The organism is Rhodoblastus sphagnicola (assembly GCF_002937075.1).
Lineage (GTDB): Bacteria > Pseudomonadota > Alphaproteobacteria > Rhizobiales > Beijerinckiaceae > Rhodoblastus > Rhodoblastus sphagnicola.
Window position 1 is genome coordinate 1 of sequence record NZ_NHSJ01000109.1, and the last position, 16,241, is coordinate 16,241.

The 16,241-nt window shown below is 62.7% G+C and carries 13 protein-coding genes; 6 read left to right on the forward strand and 7 right to left on the reverse strand.

What is annotated here, in order from left to right:
• Positions 1-123 precede the first annotated feature (123 nt).
• Positions 124-672, reverse strand: coding sequence for a DUF1190 domain-containing protein (locus tag CCR94_RS26705; RefSeq protein ID WP_104509192.1), 549 nt, complete (start codon positions 670-672; stop codon positions 124-126).
• 2,127 nt (positions 673-2,799) lie between these two features.
• Between CCR94_RS26705 and CCR94_RS17830 the strand changes: the two genes are divergently transcribed.
• The 4 genes from CCR94_RS17830 (at position 2,800) to CCR94_RS17845 (ending at position 7,353) form a co-directional block, all read left to right on the forward strand.
• Positions 2,800-3,471 (forward strand): PAS domain-containing protein, encoded by a 672-nt coding sequence (locus CCR94_RS17830; RefSeq protein WP_104509194.1) that lies wholly within the window; start codon positions 2,800-2,802, stop codon positions 3,469-3,471.
• A gap of 747 nt (positions 3,472-4,218) precedes the next feature.
• The gene (locus CCR94_RS17835; RefSeq protein WP_104509195.1) at positions 4,219-4,710 is read left to right on the forward strand and encodes a PAS domain-containing protein; all 492 of its coding nucleotides are present in this window, start codon (positions 4,219-4,221) and stop codon (positions 4,708-4,710) included.
• Positions 4,711-5,006: 296 nt separating this feature from the next.
• Positions 5,007-6,773, forward strand: a complete 1,767-nt coding sequence (locus tag CCR94_RS17840) for a tetratricopeptide repeat protein (protein ID WP_146090080.1) — start codon at positions 5,007-5,009, stop codon at positions 6,771-6,773.
• A gap of 190 nt (positions 6,774-6,963) precedes the next feature.
• Positions 6,964-7,353, forward strand: coding sequence for a helix-turn-helix domain-containing protein (locus CCR94_RS17845; protein WP_158254819.1), 390 nt, complete (start codon positions 6,964-6,966; stop codon positions 7,351-7,353).
• A gap of 145 nt (positions 7,354-7,498) precedes the next feature.
• Here the strand turns inward: CCR94_RS17845 and CCR94_RS17850 are convergent, their stop codons facing one another.
• Positions 7,499-7,792: a hypothetical protein gene (locus CCR94_RS17850; RefSeq protein ID WP_104509198.1), complete on the reverse strand. Its 294-nt coding sequence runs from the start codon at positions 7,790-7,792 to the stop codon at positions 7,499-7,501.
• A gap of 488 nt (positions 7,793-8,280) precedes the next feature.
• Between CCR94_RS17850 and CCR94_RS17855 the strand changes: the two genes are divergently transcribed.
• Positions 8,281-9,507: a winged helix-turn-helix domain-containing protein gene (locus CCR94_RS17855; RefSeq protein ID WP_104509199.1), complete on the forward strand. Its 1,227-nt coding sequence runs from the start codon at positions 8,281-8,283 to the stop codon at positions 9,505-9,507.
• A gap of 93 nt (positions 9,508-9,600) precedes the next feature.
• Here CCR94_RS17855 and CCR94_RS17860 read toward each other — a convergent pair whose 3' ends face one another.
• The 5 genes from CCR94_RS17860 to CCR94_RS17880 are packed head-to-tail and all read right to left on the reverse strand — an operon-like array spanning position 9,601 to position 15,946.
• A complete protein-coding gene (locus tag CCR94_RS17860) occupies positions 9,601-11,526 on the reverse strand; it encodes a bifunctional 2',3'-cyclic-nucleotide 2'-phosphodiesterase/3'-nucleotidase (protein ID WP_104509200.1) in 1,926 nt (641 codons plus the stop codon).
• An 18-nt stretch (positions 11,527-11,544) separates the two neighbouring features.
• Complete coding sequence (locus CCR94_RS17865; RefSeq protein ID WP_104509201.1) at positions 11,545-12,207, reverse strand: MotA/TolQ/ExbB proton channel family protein; 663 nt, start codon at positions 12,205-12,207, stop codon at positions 11,545-11,547.
• A gap of 2 nt (positions 12,208-12,209) precedes the next feature.
• Complete coding sequence (locus tag CCR94_RS17870) at positions 12,210-14,735, reverse strand: TonB-dependent receptor (RefSeq protein WP_104509202.1); 2,526 nt, start codon at positions 14,733-14,735, stop codon at positions 12,210-12,212.
• 36 nt (positions 14,736-14,771) lie between these two features.
• The gene (locus CCR94_RS17875) at positions 14,772-15,539 is read right to left on the reverse strand and encodes an energy transducer TonB (protein ID WP_104509203.1); all 768 of its coding nucleotides are present in this window, start codon (positions 15,537-15,539) and stop codon (positions 14,772-14,774) included.
• Positions 15,536-15,946, reverse strand: a complete 411-nt coding sequence (locus CCR94_RS17880) for an ExbD/TolR family protein (protein ID WP_104509204.1) — start codon at positions 15,944-15,946, stop codon at positions 15,536-15,538. Before CCR94_RS17880 ends, CCR94_RS17875 begins: the two co-directional genes overlap by 4 nt.
• 115 nt (positions 15,947-16,061) lie before the next feature.
• Here CCR94_RS17880 and CCR94_RS25195 point away from each other — a divergent pair, with 115 nt between their 5' ends.
• A complete protein-coding gene (locus CCR94_RS25195) occupies positions 16,062-16,205 on the forward strand; it encodes a hypothetical protein (protein ID WP_158254821.1) in 144 nt (47 codons plus the stop codon).
• Positions 16,206-16,241 lie beyond the last annotated feature (36 nt).

Genomic DNA, 16,241 nt, shown 5'->3' on the forward strand with positions numbered 1-16,241 from the left:
CCCGTTGGTAAGAGGCGCCTTGATCTCTGGCTTGATGCATGGATTTACGAAGCTCGCTCAGGTTCAACCCCAGCGAGTCTCAACTATTCCAACGAAAACCGCCATGTGGGAGGCTCGTGCCGCTTACGATTGAACCGGACTGTCGTCAGGCGGAGGAAAATATTTGGCGGCGTCGGCCGGCGGCGTTGTATTCGCCGCCGCGAGCGCGCGCTGAATGCCCAACCAGCGCGCCTGCGCCTTTTCGCGCGAGCTGAACGAGACGCAGGTGTCCGCTCGCACAGCCGTTCGGGCGCGAAAGTCGAGCGCCGACGCATCTTTCTCGATGACGGGCGTGACCGATGGTTCAGAAGCCCCGAGAGCGGAGATCTCGAAGCCGCGCAACGCAGGCTGGAATTCAACGCGTCCGCTTGCGAACCCCGCAATCATGCAGCGATGGAAATGGCTTTCGCAATCGGCCCGCGAAGTGAAGCGCGGGGATTTTTCGTTCAGTTCGGCGAGCGCATTGGCATGCGCATGGCGGCACAGTTCAGCGGGAAACGCCCTTGCCGCTTCGCAACTCGCGCTGGTCGCAAACAGCCGGTTCTGCGGAGATTGCGCTCTCGCATCCGCTGTGAGAGCGGCTATGGCTAGAGCCGCGCACCCCATGAAATGGCCGACCTGCAAATGATTCATCCCTGCCGTTCCGCGCCGGTTGAAGGCCCAAGCCCGGCTGTTTTCGCCTGCGGACGATAAGTCCGGATCGACAATCCGCCAATGTTACCTCGAGGCGCTCTGCGTCTGCGCGCCGCTTCTTGGATGCGCCGTCGCCAAATGTCGCATCGGCGGCAACCGTGACATCGTCGGGCGCGTCGGCGCCCATGCGACCTCGAACATTGACGCCGGCTTGGCGTCCCGCCTTGCCTCTCGGACGGAGCCGCAATGACGGCGCGCGCGATTGTTCCGGGCGCTCAGAACTGGTATCGGACGCATCCGACCACATCCGGGAAAGCGACATGAATTGAGGCTCCGCGCACAGAGCTGGCCCGATACGATTCCATCAAAGCCGAGTGTGTATGCGTCAAGACCCGTCTGACTGACCAGCGCCGACGCCACTATCATGTGTTTCGATTTCATATTGGTCGAAAAGGCCGAGAAGGTGACGGAGCTCTTCCAGTCCAGCGCCCGCATGTGCTCGTAGAAGGCGACGAGTGAAAAGCCCCGCGACAGGTTGAGCGAGCCGTCCGCGTTGGCGAGATAGTCAATCGCGATAGCGGGGATGCCGAGATAGGCGAGGGCGCGATGCCCGCGCGCAGGCCGGCCAACGGAACCCACGCCTGAGTCAGCGTGCGCGCCATAGCGCTCCCGGAGACCGTGGCGCAGAAGCCCGAAACGCCGGCGGCGAAACTGAACCCGCCCAGTTCGCTACAGGACTCATAGGGTTTGGCGAGGGAGACCGCCTCGGGGACGGGCGAAACCGCCGCCTTCGCCGACGGGAGATCCGTGGCCCCAGCCGGGCGCGGCGGGTCCGGCAGGGGCCACGGCCGATGGGACTGACGCCGTAACCGTTCATATAAGCGAGGCTCAATCCGCCGCTCGTGAACTCGACGAGATATCCGCCCGCGAGCGCGGAATCATTCCGGCCGGATTGCTGAACCTGGGCCAGATTCTTCTGGTCGTCGCTTTGGAGCACAACCGCATTGTTGAGGGCCCCGCTCTGGGTCACGACGACGGTGGTTTCCTGCTGGCCAGGCGCGATAAACGCATAATTGGCCTGAGACGACTGATTGACGGCAATGGAATCGGCCAGAGCGGCGAAGGGAATCCCCCAGGCGACACAGAAAACGAAGCCCAATGTTGCATGATCATCTCCGTTTCCCAACGGCCGGGCATGTTCCCTTCAAAGCGCCCGTCCATCCGACCGAACCCGTCATGGTCGCCAACGGGCAAAGGCCGCTGGCCCGAAAATTCACACCCGCCCCGCGCGCGCGGGTCAGGCGTCGGACCGTGAACCCACTTCCGGACTCGGATATTGCGATGGTCCCATCAATTCGAGCGTAACAGGAGTCCGCTGCGCATGGCGGAGGCGCCGCCAAGTGACATCGCGGCGACGCCGCGCCAGCCCTGCCGATATGCCTTGTATTTCATATGCTTGGATATGCGTGTGCGAAGGCGCTCATAGCGCAACGTCACCGTTGCGTGGTCCCGCCATTAATGTCGCGCGCGAAAACAAGCGTTCCGCGACAGAATCGGCCCGGCGTATGAGCGGCAAAAGATCGCAGCCCTACCGGGGACGCGCCACGCCTTCCCCGAATTTGGCGATCAATGAGCCGAGGCGTCCGCCGGGACAAGCCGCGCCAGCAAGTTGATCCATCATTCCACCGCCTCGGACGTCATCGTCGACTTTTCGGCCCCGGCGCGTCGTTGTCCGCGCTGCGCCGAGATCAACGTCCGAGCCGGCAAGTCTTGCCGTCAGGCTCCCATGACATCGCGATAGCGCAAGATTTGTCGAGGCAAATGGCATTCTTCAATGTCGCGTCAAGGCGCAAATTCCGCATAATTGTATTGACAATATTCCGTTAAAATAGAATCTTAAATTTTATTAGTTTTATAAATGTATTTTACACAATCTGTTTTGTAACGCCACAATACATAACGATACGTTGTATTTGCGGAAGAGACGCTCTTCTATGACGCAGCGATCACGCCCGGTGTGTTTGCCGAGGCGATTGGAATGCTTGGCGAGAGTTCAAAAACTCTTCTTGCGGCAACAGACGGCGCGTGTCCGTCCAAGACCGCGCGCCGCTTCAAGGGGGCGACCGAATGCGTCAGAAATCAACTCAGGACTTATTCCGCTATTGGCGCAACCTAAGCGGGCGTCGCGCGGCGCCGGATCGCCAGGAGCTCGATCTTCGCGTCGTGCGGCGGATTTCGGCCGAGGCGATGATCCTCGACCGCGATCCCGACAATGATTTTGGCATTGCGCCCTGTGGGTCCAAGCCAGATATTTTGGGTTTGTTCGAACTACGGAAGGCGACGTTCCCGTCGCTGTTGGCGCCGGTTTCGGCCGGGGAAATGCGGCGAATCCTGCGCGCCTGCGCCGATGAGGCGGCGCCGGTGGTCGCAGGATTGTCCGTCGCGCCTTGCGGGCGGCCGAAAACCTTCATTGAGGCGATATTCTTGCCGCTGCTGGACAATAACGGCGAAAATGACGGGCTGCTTTGTGGTCTTTCGACGTCGTGCGCCCAACCATGGATCGGAAAAATGGGAATGGACCGGATCGAGCTTACGACCATCCGGTTCCTGAACGTACGAATGACCAGCGTCGCGAGGGCGTCGGTCAGGAACGACGCCTCCTCGGTCGGCGCAGTGGCGCCGCGCGACGAGAACAGACGGCTCTGCAACCTCTATTTCGGCCTTTCCGCAGACCTGGCGGCGTTCCGAAAAGCGGATCGGGCCAAAGGTGTCCTCCGGATCGTCTCATCGCGGCCTTGAGGCTTAATGTCGGGCCGCGCATGACGCGACAGCTGCGCGCCCGAACTGGCTCGCAATTTGCTGACGGAAGTGGAGATTGCGAAAGGCGAATTCGAGAAAGGTTCCGGTCAAGAGGGTCCATGAAAACAATTTGGAGCCTATTCCGATCGGAACAGGCTCCAATTGACGGGCCTTGCCTAGCGCGCTTTGACCGCACCGTTCTTTGCATTGCGCTCCTGGATTTCTTGCCAAGTTTTGTACGCGCAAAACCGGCGGAAGACGCCAAAGCAGCAAAGCACGAAAATGATGGCGTAGACCAACAGACTCCATATCAGCATCTCAAGCGCCCGCTTCAGCGTCGCGCGACAGCGCTGTCGACCACCGCGACAACGGCTCGATTCGAACGGGCGCGCGCAAGCTGAGATTAACTTGAACTTATGTGTTACGCAGGTGACGCAAGAAGTGGCGGAAGCCGTGGTCAAGGTGACGCAAAGGACGTAATCCGCCAGCCGCCTTTTCCTTGCGTGAGATCAGCATTGTAACCGCCAAGGCCGCAAAAGCGGCGTTACGTTGCGCTGAACGTCACATCGACCGGGGGTGCGGCGGCGCGCGAAACGTTGCGCCTGTCGGCGGCGAGAGTTTAGCTCTCTTGGAGATTTACAGTCGGGTTGTTATCCGGCCTCTTACAGAAACTACGAACCGGCCCCCAGGGTCACAGTTTCAGATCAATGAAATCTTTGGGTTTTGCGTGACGCCCGGGTGAGCAAGATGTGGCAACAGGGAACAATTGAGGTTTTCAGATACTGGAACCGCTTGCGCGGCGCGCGACGCGCGCCGGACCGCAGCGATATCGACCCAGCGGCGTTCAGCCACTTGCTCTCGGACGCGATGATACTCGAAGCGGATGAAGCGGAAACCTATCCGCTGCGCGTCTCGTGTCTGCGCCTCAATATTCTCTTCAATCACGAGCAACGCGCGCGCTCTTTCATCGACCTGTTCGCGCGCGAAGATCGGCAGGAAATCCGCGCGGTGCTCCGCGCCGCCGTGCGAGAGTTTCATCCCGTCGTCGCCGGCGTCGCCGCCGCGCCGGAAGGGTCGGAGACCTCTCCATTCGAGTTGCTTCTGCTGCCGCTGTTCAATGGGCGGGACGCCAACCCGCGCATCCTCGGCGCATTGGCGCCCATTGCCGCGAGGCAATGGTTCGGCGAAACCGGCGCCTCCTGCCTGCGCCTGTCGTCTGTTCGCTTCCTTGACGCCTAGAGCGCTCGCAGAACGTCTTCCCCCCGCGGCGCGTCCAGCGATCGCCTTTCCCTCAGGCGCGGGCGCCGCTCGCCGCTGTCGGGCCAGGATCCATGATTGGTATGTTGGTTACTCATCACACCGGACTAAAATAGTCCATATAATCCATATGATAGGAGTATCCTTCGTGCAAGATTTGGTGCAAAGGAGCGTGGGTGACGTTGGGGTATGTGCTCACCACAACCCACGCGCTACTAACCGGGAGCGGGTTCTTCTCGCCGCTTGTGTTCGCCTCTCGCAACGCGAGGAATGACATCGTGGACGACAAAGTTGTCAGTGGCGACGAAAAAATAAGAGCTCTCTATCGCGTGCTGGTCGCAAAGGAATTCAGTTCGTCGCCGCGGCGGCGGGCGTTCTTGCGCTACATTGTCGAAGAGGAGATAGCCGGACGCGGCCATCTCATCAAGGAATATTCCATCGCGGTGGACGCATACCGCGAAGACCCCGAATTCGACAGCGCCGCCAAATCGAACATCCGCGTTCAAGCGCGACGGGTCCGAGAGGCGTTGGCAAATTACTACGCGTCGGCGGGCGCATCCGACCCGGTCCGCATCGTCGTTCCCGTTGGCTCCTATAACCCGAAATTCCTGCTGGCGGCCGAAGAAGCAACGGCGCCGCAGCGACCGCCGTCGGCGGAAATCGAAGCCGACGCGCCCCAGGCGCCAGAGCCGTCCGCGCCGCCGGCGGATACAACCGAAATCGACGCAGCCAAGACGCTGGCGGCGCACATTCCCCCCGAAAAGCAACGCTCGCCGCCGCGCCGCCATCGATATGCTTGGGCGATGTTGGTCGTGCTGTGTTTTGCCGCCGTCGTGTCGATCATGGCGACGGACCGGGAGATCGAAGCCTCCGCCGTCCGCCTACCCGAGACCGGCTTGCCCCGAATCTCGGTCGAACGGACGGTGTTTGGCGGCCCGAATACAGGTTCCTCATCCCGCGACCTCGCCTTCGCCGAGGGCCTGAAGACCCGCCTTGGCATTTATGGCACACTCGTGATCACCGATCAGGCGGCGTCCGAGCGAGCCCCTGATTTTCGTGTGAAGCTCACGTCGCTTGATCCGTTGGGCGAACGCGATGTAATCGCCGTTAACGTGCTGAACAAGGACGGCGTTCTGATTTTCTCCGCGAAGGAAGGTCTTTCCGACGTCGGCGAAAACGAGTCCTTGGGATCGGTCGCCCAGATTGCGGCGACCATCGCCGGGCTGAACGGTCCCGTTTATCAGCATGTGATGAATCACAACCCGTCGCCGTCCATCGTGTGCATGACGCGCGCCGCCGCATCCCTCCGTCACCCCGATGGCGAGAGTCTCGCCGAATTGGAAAATTGCCTTGCGGACGCGGCGCGTCAGCCGGACTTCGAGGATCTGGCGACCGATTTTCTCGGCAGACTGCTGCTCCGGGAATATATGTGGGGTTTCCAGAGTATTTCCGGCGAGCCGATCCTCACCCGCGCGGAGCGACTCGCCGTCCACGCGCTGACCGAGAGGAGCCAACCGTTCATCGGTCTGCCGCTGCTGGCCGAGACTTATCAGTTCCAGGGGCGCGAGGCCGAGGCGCTCACGCTGGCCGATACGGCCCTGAGCAAGTACAAGGACGTCCCCTCCATCCTTTGCCGCGTCGGCCGGATTCGCATGGTCTCAGGGCAGATCGCCGATGGCGTGGCGTTGATCAGACGCTGCCTGCGTAGCGATCCCTCCCCGCCCAATTGGGTGCGGTTCTACCTTTTTCTCGACGCTTTCACGCGCGACGACGCCGTCGCCGCGGCGGCCTATGCCGATTCCATCCATATGGACGATCAACCCAGGGGCGTGCTGGCGAAAATCATCGTCGCGCATAGCCGCGGCGACGAATCCGCGGTCGCGGCCTGCGACAAAAGATTGCATGAGCGCTTTCCCGAGGTCGCGCGCGACCTCGAAGGCGCCCTCACGCGCAGCCGCTTTCCCGCGCCGATCCGGCGGAAGCTGGCGAAGGCGTTGAAGGCGTCGGGGGCGGTCTCGGCGAGCAAGCTCGTCATCGACGAATAAAATCGTAAGCCCCGCGCGCGGCGCCCGACCTCGCGAGCCTTGGTCGCCAATGTCACGCCGCGGCATGGACGTTACAAAGCGAAGCGTTTGGCGTGACGCGCGTATTGCATGCGCCGAGTCAATGCAAACAATGGCTTTGAGGTCGAAACGGCGCGGTGGTCGCGCCCGACCGCGAGCGGGAGCTTCGCGAATGCCGGCGTCAGAAAACACCCCGCGGACGATCGATGAGATCGTCGGTTCTCGTATCCGAGCTCGGCGCCAGGAACTCGGGCTTTGCGAGCGGGATCTTGCGGCGGCCCTCCGCGTGACGGAATCGGATATACGGGTTTACGAAGCCGGTTTGATGCGCCCTCCCGCGTCTCAATTGCTGTTGATCGCCGAGGTTCTGCAAGCGCCTCTGTTGGAGTTCTTTGACTTGCTCAATGAGCCGCCGACGACCGCGCCGTCTTCATGGCGCGCGCACGCGCCAAAAGTCGGCGATGAATTGGCCCGGTTGGTCAGCGCCTATCTGGCGATCTCCGATGCGCGGAAGCGCGAGTTCGTTCTCGATTTTGTCGAGCGAATGGGCGACGCCGGCTGAACGGCGCCATGCTTGACACGCCGCTGACGGCTGGCCGCGCATGGTCGCGGGCATTGCGCCGTCGCGGCCTCCGATCCTGGCCTTCGTCGAAGTCCTCGCTCGACGCGCCGCGCCGAACAGCGGAATGAACCCGCCCGGCCTCGCATCAGGCGTTGGGGGGCAACTGGAGCAGCTCGTTGATCGTGTCCATGGCCGCCGTTTTGCGTCCCGCGCGAAACATTTCATCGTCTTCGACCGAGGTCTTGACGACGATGGAATAGGCCAGATTCTTTATGGACGCGCGGAATCTGGTCGAATCCGCCTCATGCTGCGCCAATGTCTGGATCAGCGCCTGCAGGACAGCCTTGCAACCCAGAACAGCTCCGGTCGATTCGCCCGCCGCATAGGCGCTCATTTCCTCGTCGGTCGGATCCGCTAATTCATTTTCGTCCTGAAACATTCAAGGTCGCCTTCCCCACCCCGCTGCTGAACATCGATTGTAACTTAAACGACATATGCGAATCTTGACCGGATTCTTACGCGGGCAAAAATAGCGTCATTTTTGCAACTTTTTATAAACTTCCGCGCAGTTTTTCTGCGGAATGCGGCTCGCTTAATATTTGACACTCCGCGACTGCGGGCGGGCGCGTCTCGGGGTGGCGAGAAACGGTCACGGATGAGGCGCCCGCCGGCGCCATTCAGGCCCCTTGGTCACGCAACGCGCCGCCGATACAGGCGCCGCTCGACCATAGCGAACCGCTGTCACCTCTGACCAGGTGATATTTGCCGGCGATCAAAGACAGGCCAGCCAACGGCTAGTATACCCGTCCAGGGCTTATGCCGTCTCGCGAGACTTGGCGCGGATTGGCGCAGACTAATCAATTCCGTTGCAAATACGGCCGTCGGTTCATGACGCAGGATTCGGGCTTGCGTAGTTAAAGCGGGATAATGGTGGATTGGGCTTACAGAAGGTTTCGATTCGATGGCGATATACTTCAGGTCGATGGCCGCGACGTCAGCGTGACGCCGAAGGTCCGAGCCTTGCTGACTCTTTTGGTTGAGGCGCGCGGCAAGATGGTGAGCAAGGAAGAGATCGCAGCTGCGGTCTGGCCGCATGAAAATGTCTCCGACGAGTCGATCACGCGATGCGCACACCAGTTGCGCAAGCTGCTGGGCCAAGGAACCAACGAAGATTTGCTCAAAACGGCCTATGGGAGAGGCTATTATCTGGCGTCTCACCTTTTTGGAGGCGATATCGGGTTCGGCGACGACGGTGCGATGACGGATGCGCTCGTTCGCGCGGCCTATGAGGTGGCGACGATCCCATCGGCCAGAGCCGTGGAGGTCGCCCTCAAAGTCCTGGAATTCGCCGCGAGCGTGCAACCGAAAGCAAACCGGCACTTTGCCGCGTCAGGACACATCATCACGAGCCAGATTCTTCGCGGCTATGTGGAGCCCGTCGCGGCGATCGCGCGCATGGGAAAAATCATTGAGGCCGCGCTCGATGCGACGCCCGAAAACGCCGACGTCCTGGCGCTGCGGGGGTGGCGCGAAGCATTGCTGGGCCGGGTAGCCCTGGGAAGGGACATGATCGATCGCGCGATCGAGAGTGGAGCCCATGGCCAGTCGCCAATTTTCTATCGCGTCTGGCTGCTGGTTGGCGCGCGACAGCTTGACCGCGCGCTGAAGGAAATTGACAGGACCTTGCGCGACGACCCGCATGCAGGACCGCTGTCGAGCTTGCGGGTATGGCTGACCTGTTGCGCGGGCCGCTACGACCACGCCGACCGAATGGCCGCGGCCGCCCTGAAACTGCGTCCGGACTCCGTGTATATGTTGAATATGCGCTCGGTCTGCGCCAGTCTTGACGAAAGACACGACGAAGCCATCGCCTTCGCGCGCCGCGCCGTCAATCTGCTGCCGGTAGACATCCAAAGTCTCTCCTCCCTCAGTTACGCCTTCGCGCGCGCTGGGCGGCTGGAGGCGAGCCGCAGCCGATTGGCCGAAGCCATGGCCCATGGGCGCGTTTCCGCCAGCCAACTCGCCGCCGTCAAACTCGCGCTGGGGGACCGAGAAGCCGCCAAAGCCGAACTGCGAAGAGGACGGCGAGAACATTGTCCGACGGCCTTGATCGCTTGGTGCGACCGGCGTCTGGCGCCGCTGTTTGATCGGTGAAAACTCTGGCCGGTCGGATTTGACTCTTGACGAAAACTTCGGAAGCTCTGAAGCAATCACTTGCTGCGGGCGACACGCACGGTTGGCGCCGCATCAGCCGAGGTCGAAGCCGACGCGCAGATAGCCGGGCGTCCCGTCGCCGATCAGGCGCAGGCCCGCGACCTCGCCAACTTTCTCGCGCGCGCCCAGGCCCGTGTCGAACGCCACGGGAATCTTGCTTGGCAGATCGACAAAACGCCAGGGCGACGCGGCCGGGGCTGCGATCCTGCCCTGAGCGCGAATGAAATCGACGATGGCGTCGCGGTTCAGGTCGGGGGCGCTCAACGCCAGCGACGCCGCGCTCGCGCCGGGCGTCTTGCCTGCGTCGGCGCGATGGCTGTTGGTGATGACCATGAATTCGCGTTCGGGCGCCACCTCCTCACCCTGGTAGCGCAGCTCGACGATGCGGCCGGCTCCGGCCGCGCGCGACCCGTTGCGCTGAAAAAGCGGCGGTCGCGTCGGATCGATGCGGTAGGTCAGGCCGGCGATGGCGTCGAAATTGTAACTTGGCGTGGAGCGGTCGACCAGTTCCTGCGGTTCAGTGGCGTCGGGCCTCAGGGTCAGGAACGCCCGCGCGGAAAATTCCAGCCAGTCGCGCAATTGCGCGCCGGTAAGTTTCAGCGCCGCCACCGTGTTGGCGTAGATATAGAGGTCGGCGACGTCGCGCAGCGCGACCGGGCCGCTCGCGATGTCGACGAACGCGTTCGGCGTAAAGCCCGCCTTGTTGGGCGCCATGGCCGAGAGCAGCGGCAGATCCGCATGCGGCGTGCCCGCCAGCCAGCGGCGGCCGTAATCGAGTTGCGCCGCATTGACGAGCGCGGTCGCGGGATCGTGGCCGGCCCAGACGAAAAAAGAATTCACCGGCGCCGCGAATTCGCCCACCGGTTGGTCCATCCAGGCGATAGTGGCGCGATGGGCGGGCGCGATCGCGGCGACGGCGCTCGCTTCCGCCTCGACCAGCGCGGCCACATGGTCGCCGTCGCGTCGCGCGATGGGTCGCGCCTCGACCTGAGATCCGGCGACGCGCCAGCGGCCGGCGTCCTCGACCAGATCGAGATCGATCACGCCGAGATGGCTTCCCCAGAAACCGGCCATGACCGTCGGCACGGCGCCGATCTTGCCGGCCTGCGCGTCCACTTCCGGATGGTTGGCGAACCAGGGTCCGGGCAGCACCCTGTGCTGATGGCCGAGCACGAGCGCGTCGATCCCCGGCAGTTCGGCCAGAGCGAGCGCGGGGTTTTCCTGGCGCTGGTCGCGCGGGCCAAAATCGATCCCGCCATGCAGCAGCGCCACCACCACGTCGGATTTTTCGCGCAAGGCGGGCAGATGGCGCCGCGCGGCTTCAACCGCGTCATCAGCGGTGATCCTGCCTTCGACGCGCGACTTGTCCCAGCTCATGATCTGCGGCGGCGCGAATCCGATCACGCCGATGCGCAGCGCGCGCTGGACACCCGCCGAGTCCACGAAAGAGCGCTCCAGGACCGTCGTGGGCGGCACGAAACTCTCGCCGCCCGTGCGTAAAATGTTGGCGCAGACATAGGGGAATTTCGGGCCGTTCAGCGCGCGTTCGAGAAAGGCGAGGCCGTAGTTGAATTCGTGATTTCCGAGCGTCGCCGCGTCATAGCGCATGCCGTTCATGACGTCGTAAACGGGATGCAGCGCGCCGTCAGGCAGGCGCCCCGGCGCAGCGCAATAGTCCGCCAGCGGATCGCCCTGCAGCAGGTCGCCATTGTCGAACAGCAGGCAGTTCGGGTTTTCGCGGCGCGCCTGCGCGACCAGGCCCGCGATCTTCACCAGTCCGACATTGGGATCGATTTTCGCGTGATAATAGTCCCAGTCCATCACGAACATGTGCAGGTCGGTGGTGGACAGGATGCGCAATTTTACCCGCGGGGCCGCTTGCGCATGAAGCTCGCGCGTTTCAAGCGCCAGAGCGCCGGCCGCCCCGAGGAAGGTTCTGCGGGAAAGACTGGCGCTCATGACTTTGCTCCTTTGGCTTCACGCGGTCGCTTCAACCATCGCGCCGGTCGCCGGCCGCGAGTCCTTTGAACCCTTGTCCTGCGAACCTTGGGCGGGAATGGCCTCGGTCAGCAGGATCAGGCGCTTGAACCGCTCGGTCAGGTTGTTGGCCATGCGATGCAGGAAGTTGTGGCCGATCAGCCCGCACAGAGCGGTGAAAATGCCGATGGCGGTGGCGATCAGCGCGGCGGCGATGCCGCGCGACACCGCCGCCGGATCGGAAATTCCGCCCGAGGACAGCGCGTTGAACGCGTCCATGATGCCGAGAATTGTTCCGAGCAGGCCCAAGAGCGGCGCGGCGGTCACGATCGTGTCCAGCACCCACAGACGCGCGCTGATGCGCGCGTCCACGTCAATGAAGAGCGCGGCGGAGAGATCCTCCAGCCGCTCGCGCCGGATGCCGACGATCTGATGGGCATCGACATATTCGGCGAGGCCACGGGTGATCGGATCGGCCGCCTTCAGCACGCGCGCGCCGGGAACAAGCCCCCCGTCGCGCGCGGCTTTGGCGAGCTTGCCGGCCTGAAGGCCGACAATCCCAAAATAGACAAGCCGCTCGATCAGGATCAGCGCGAGCAGCGCCATCATGCCCCAGAGCAGGGTGATGCAGATGTGGTGGTAGTGGGCGGTGTCGATGGGCATGGTCAGAACGCCGTCTTCAAGCTGAGGAGAGCCGAAAATCCCTGGCTGACGTAATACTGCCCGGAATTGCCCTTCATCGTTCCGCCTTTCACGCCGGTCACGGCGGCGCCGTTGATGGTCGCGCCGGTGGACGTCAGGCCGGTCAGGACGTGTTTGTCGAACAGGTTGAACAGGTTGAGCTGGATGGTCGGCGCCTTGGCGAAGCCGTAATCGGAGAAGCGATAGCCGATCATGCCGTTGAGTGTGCCATAAGCGGGGATGCGCTCGTCGTTCACGAACGTGCCGTATTGCGCGCCGGTGACCTTGTAGAGCAAGTTGCCGATCACATGGCCGTTGTCGTAATCGACGCCGAGGCCGAACAGATAATTCGGCGACCCCGGCAGTTGCTTGCCCTTGGTCGGCGCGTAATCCAGTTTGTAGGCCGTGGTGTAGCCGGGAACGTTGTCCTGCATTTCGGTGTGCAGCAATTCGAACGAGCCATAGGCGCGGAAATCGTTCCAGCGGCGCGTGCCGACCTCGCCATCGACGCCATAGACCAGCACGCGACCAATATCGTTGAGTTCGCTGACATATTGGTTGGCGTGGTCGGGGTCCGGCACCGAAGCCGATTGCTGCATGTCGAGGATGCGGGCGAGGAACCCGCTCACCGAGGTGGTGAAGGCCTCGCCCTGGTAGCGGTGGCCGATTTCGAAGGAATAGCCGCGTTCGGGCTTCACCACATTGACGCCCTGCGTCAACGACGCAGACGTCAGCGAATAGATATTGTACATCCCGTAATTCGGCGTCGAACGGAAAGTGGTATTGACGCTGGCGAACACCTGGTTGTTGTCGTCGATCTTGTAGCGGATGGCGGCCTGCGGCAGGAACACCGCATCGTTGACGGACACCCGCGGGGTCGGATCATAGGGCGTTTCATTGACCACTGAGCGATTGACGAAGGCCTCCTTGGCGCCAAGCTCCAGGGTCAGCTTGTCGTTCACAGACCAGACATCGCCGGCGAAAATATCATTGGTCAGCGTGTGCGTATAGGCGTTGCGCTTTTCATAAAGGCTGGTCGGGCAGGCTACCTTCGCCTTGGTCGTGGTGACATAGCACACCGCCGTGGAGGGCAGCGAGATGACATTGGTGTCGCCGTAGACATTGCCGATCGTTCCGTTGGACGTGAGCGGGCTGACCGGCCCGGTCTGGATCTGCAACGCGTCTTCGACCCAATAGCCGATCGTCAGCTTGTGGTCGTTGAGGGTGTAGCCGAGCTTGTTGATGATGCCCGGCCGGAAGGTTTCGGTGTTGGAGGGGGTGTAATACAGCGTGGAGCCGCTGCCGGAACCGAGGCCGGTGACGCGAAGATTGCCGAAATAGCTGCCGCCGGACGCCGCGCCCGCGGGAACCGAGGCCAACGAGCTCACGCCGCCGCCATTGCCGTAGCCATACCAGAAATAGGGAATGACGTCGTAGGTCAGTTCCGGCGTGAAGGTGAAATTCGACGGCGCCGAGACGATCAGGTTGCGGAACGGATTGATCTTGTACCCATACCAGTTGCTCGACGTCCCCTGGCCGCCCTTCGTATAGTTGCCGGCATAATTGCCCGACTTGTAATCCGAGAGATAGAGCGAGGGATACGTGTTGCTGTCGGCGTCATTGTACAAAATCGAGAGCCGAACCGTATTGCCGGGGCTGAGGTCCCAGACGTTCTTGAATTCAACATTGTAGCGGTCGTCGCGGCCGAGACCGTTCCAATGCGCGTCACCGACATGGGAAACCGAAAGGAAGGCGCGGGTGTCGCCGACCTGGCCGGTGTCGACGCGGGCGAATTCGCGGAACGTGTAGTTTGTGCCCGCCGAAACGCTGGCGACGCCGCCGGCCGTTTTGGAGGGGTCGATCATATAAAGGTTCATCACGCCGCCGATGGCGCCGATATGCGGCGAGTCGAGGTCGGGCGAGCCCTGCGCGATGGAAATCGACCCCATGTTCTCCGCGTCGATATATTCCTGCGGATAGAGCGCGTAGGAGCCGGAATCGTTGATCGGCACGCCTTCGATGGTCAGGCCGAGATGATCCGAATTGAACCCGCGCAGGCGGATGTTGCCGTTGTTCACGCCAAGGTTGTCGGGATTTGAGACGTTGGCGCCGGGCAGGGCGCTGATGATTTGGTAAGGATTGGCGGAAGGCGACAGCTTGTCGATGGCGTCGCGGGTCGCGGTCGAGCGGCTCTTGGTGGCGTCTTCCTCGATCATGTAGCCGCCGCCGATGTCGGTGCGGGTGACGCCGAACGCGTTGGGCGCGCCGTCGCCGGGTGCGCCCGAGGCGTCGGCGCCGGCGCCGGCGTGAACCGTGCCGAAATCGGTCGGGGAGGCCGTGAGACCGCCCATGGCGCGGGAGTCGCCATGGGCGGCCACGGCGTTGGCCGCCGGGGCCGGAGAGGCGGAAGCGGCGGCGTCAGCCGTTGGTTGCGCAGCCGTTTGCGCCACCGCGAAAGCGGGAAGCGCGGTGCTGGCGAGCAGCGCTATGGCGAGGGTCTTGAGCTTCATCGGGTCCTCGTGGGTTCAGGCATGTTGCATTGAAGGTCAGAAAACGATCCGGCCGGTGAGGTGGGGCGCGCCGCCGGCGGACGAACCGCAGCCGGAAGAGGCGACGCTCGACCGCGCCGCCTGATCGAGCAGCGTCGAGCCAGAGCTGGAGGTGATGGCGACTCCAACAATCGAGCCGCCGGAGAGGGAAACGCTGACGCCGACGGCGCCATGGGGATGTTGCAGCCGCGCCTCCTTCGAGGTGGGGTAATGAGAGCGCGCCTGCAGGCAGGAGCGGAAGGCGGCGGCCGAACCGGCGGAGGCGCGCGGCGCGCCGGCGCTCTGCCGGGCGGCGGCGCGGGGAGCCTCCGCCACATGCCGCGCGGACTCGTCGACCGGTCTGGCCCTGGGTTTCGGCTTGACGATTTTCTGTGGCCTGGGCGCCTCTTCCTCGTCGTCGTCGTCATCGTCCTGCGGGACGGCGGCGATTTTCTTCGGCTTTTTCAACTTTTTCGGCGGCGGCAGCGCGCCGTCGGGCGTCGTCAATTCGGCCTTGGCCAGAGGCTTTGGCGGCGGCGACTCGGGCTCGGGTTTTGGCGGCTCGGGCTCGGGCGCGGGTTCGGCGATGTCCTGTTTGGGATCATCAGGCTTTGGCTCATCAAGCAGCGAAAGCTGGATGTCCTGCGGCGCAGTCTCGGGCGCGCTGGCGGGCTTGTCCGGCATGGCGAAATAAATCGCCGCAGCCATCGCTCCCGTCAGCGCGAAGCTGGACAGGCAGCTGACGACTTCCGGGCGACGCCAGCCTGGGTGTCGCGAAAGGCTCATGGCTGCTGCTTCGCCACGATCTGGGCGCTGGCCACGCCGGCCGCCTTCAGCGCGTCAAGCACGCCGACGAGATGCTGAATATTAGCCCCGGCGTCGCCGCTGATGATGACCGCGAGCGGCCGTTCGCCGGTATTGGCCGCCTTGAGCTTTGCCGTGAGCTGCCCGAGTTCGATCGCGGCGCCGTCGAGGAAAACCCCGCCATTGGGATCGATGCCGACCTGCATGCGGGTGCGCTCGACCATCTGGTCGGGATGCGCGGACGTCGGCGGCGCGATGCGCAGGCCGAGCGCGGGCAGGACGTTCATGCTGATCAGCACGAAGAACACCAGCAGGAACATCATCACGTCGATCATCGGGATGATTTCGATGCGCGCGCGCTTTTCGGTCTTCTGTGGCCAGCTTCGCATGAGTCGCCGAATTCCGTTTGGGTTTCATTGGATGGAAACCAGAAACGGCTTTTGTTGACTTGGCGATGACTGAGACGCGACAGTTCGATCACAAAGCGGAACGGTCGGCCTTTGCTTGACCGCCGCCGTGACGGCGACGCTGAACGACTTGTTACGTTTCCGAAGCTTTGCCCTGCGTCAGGCGATGCTGTGTCAATTTCGCAACATGGGCGCCAAAATTGGCGTCAGGCTTTTCGTAGCACCCATGCGCGAGGGCTGAACCGGTCTCGCCGCGTTGGATTCTGCGCCCTGGGTG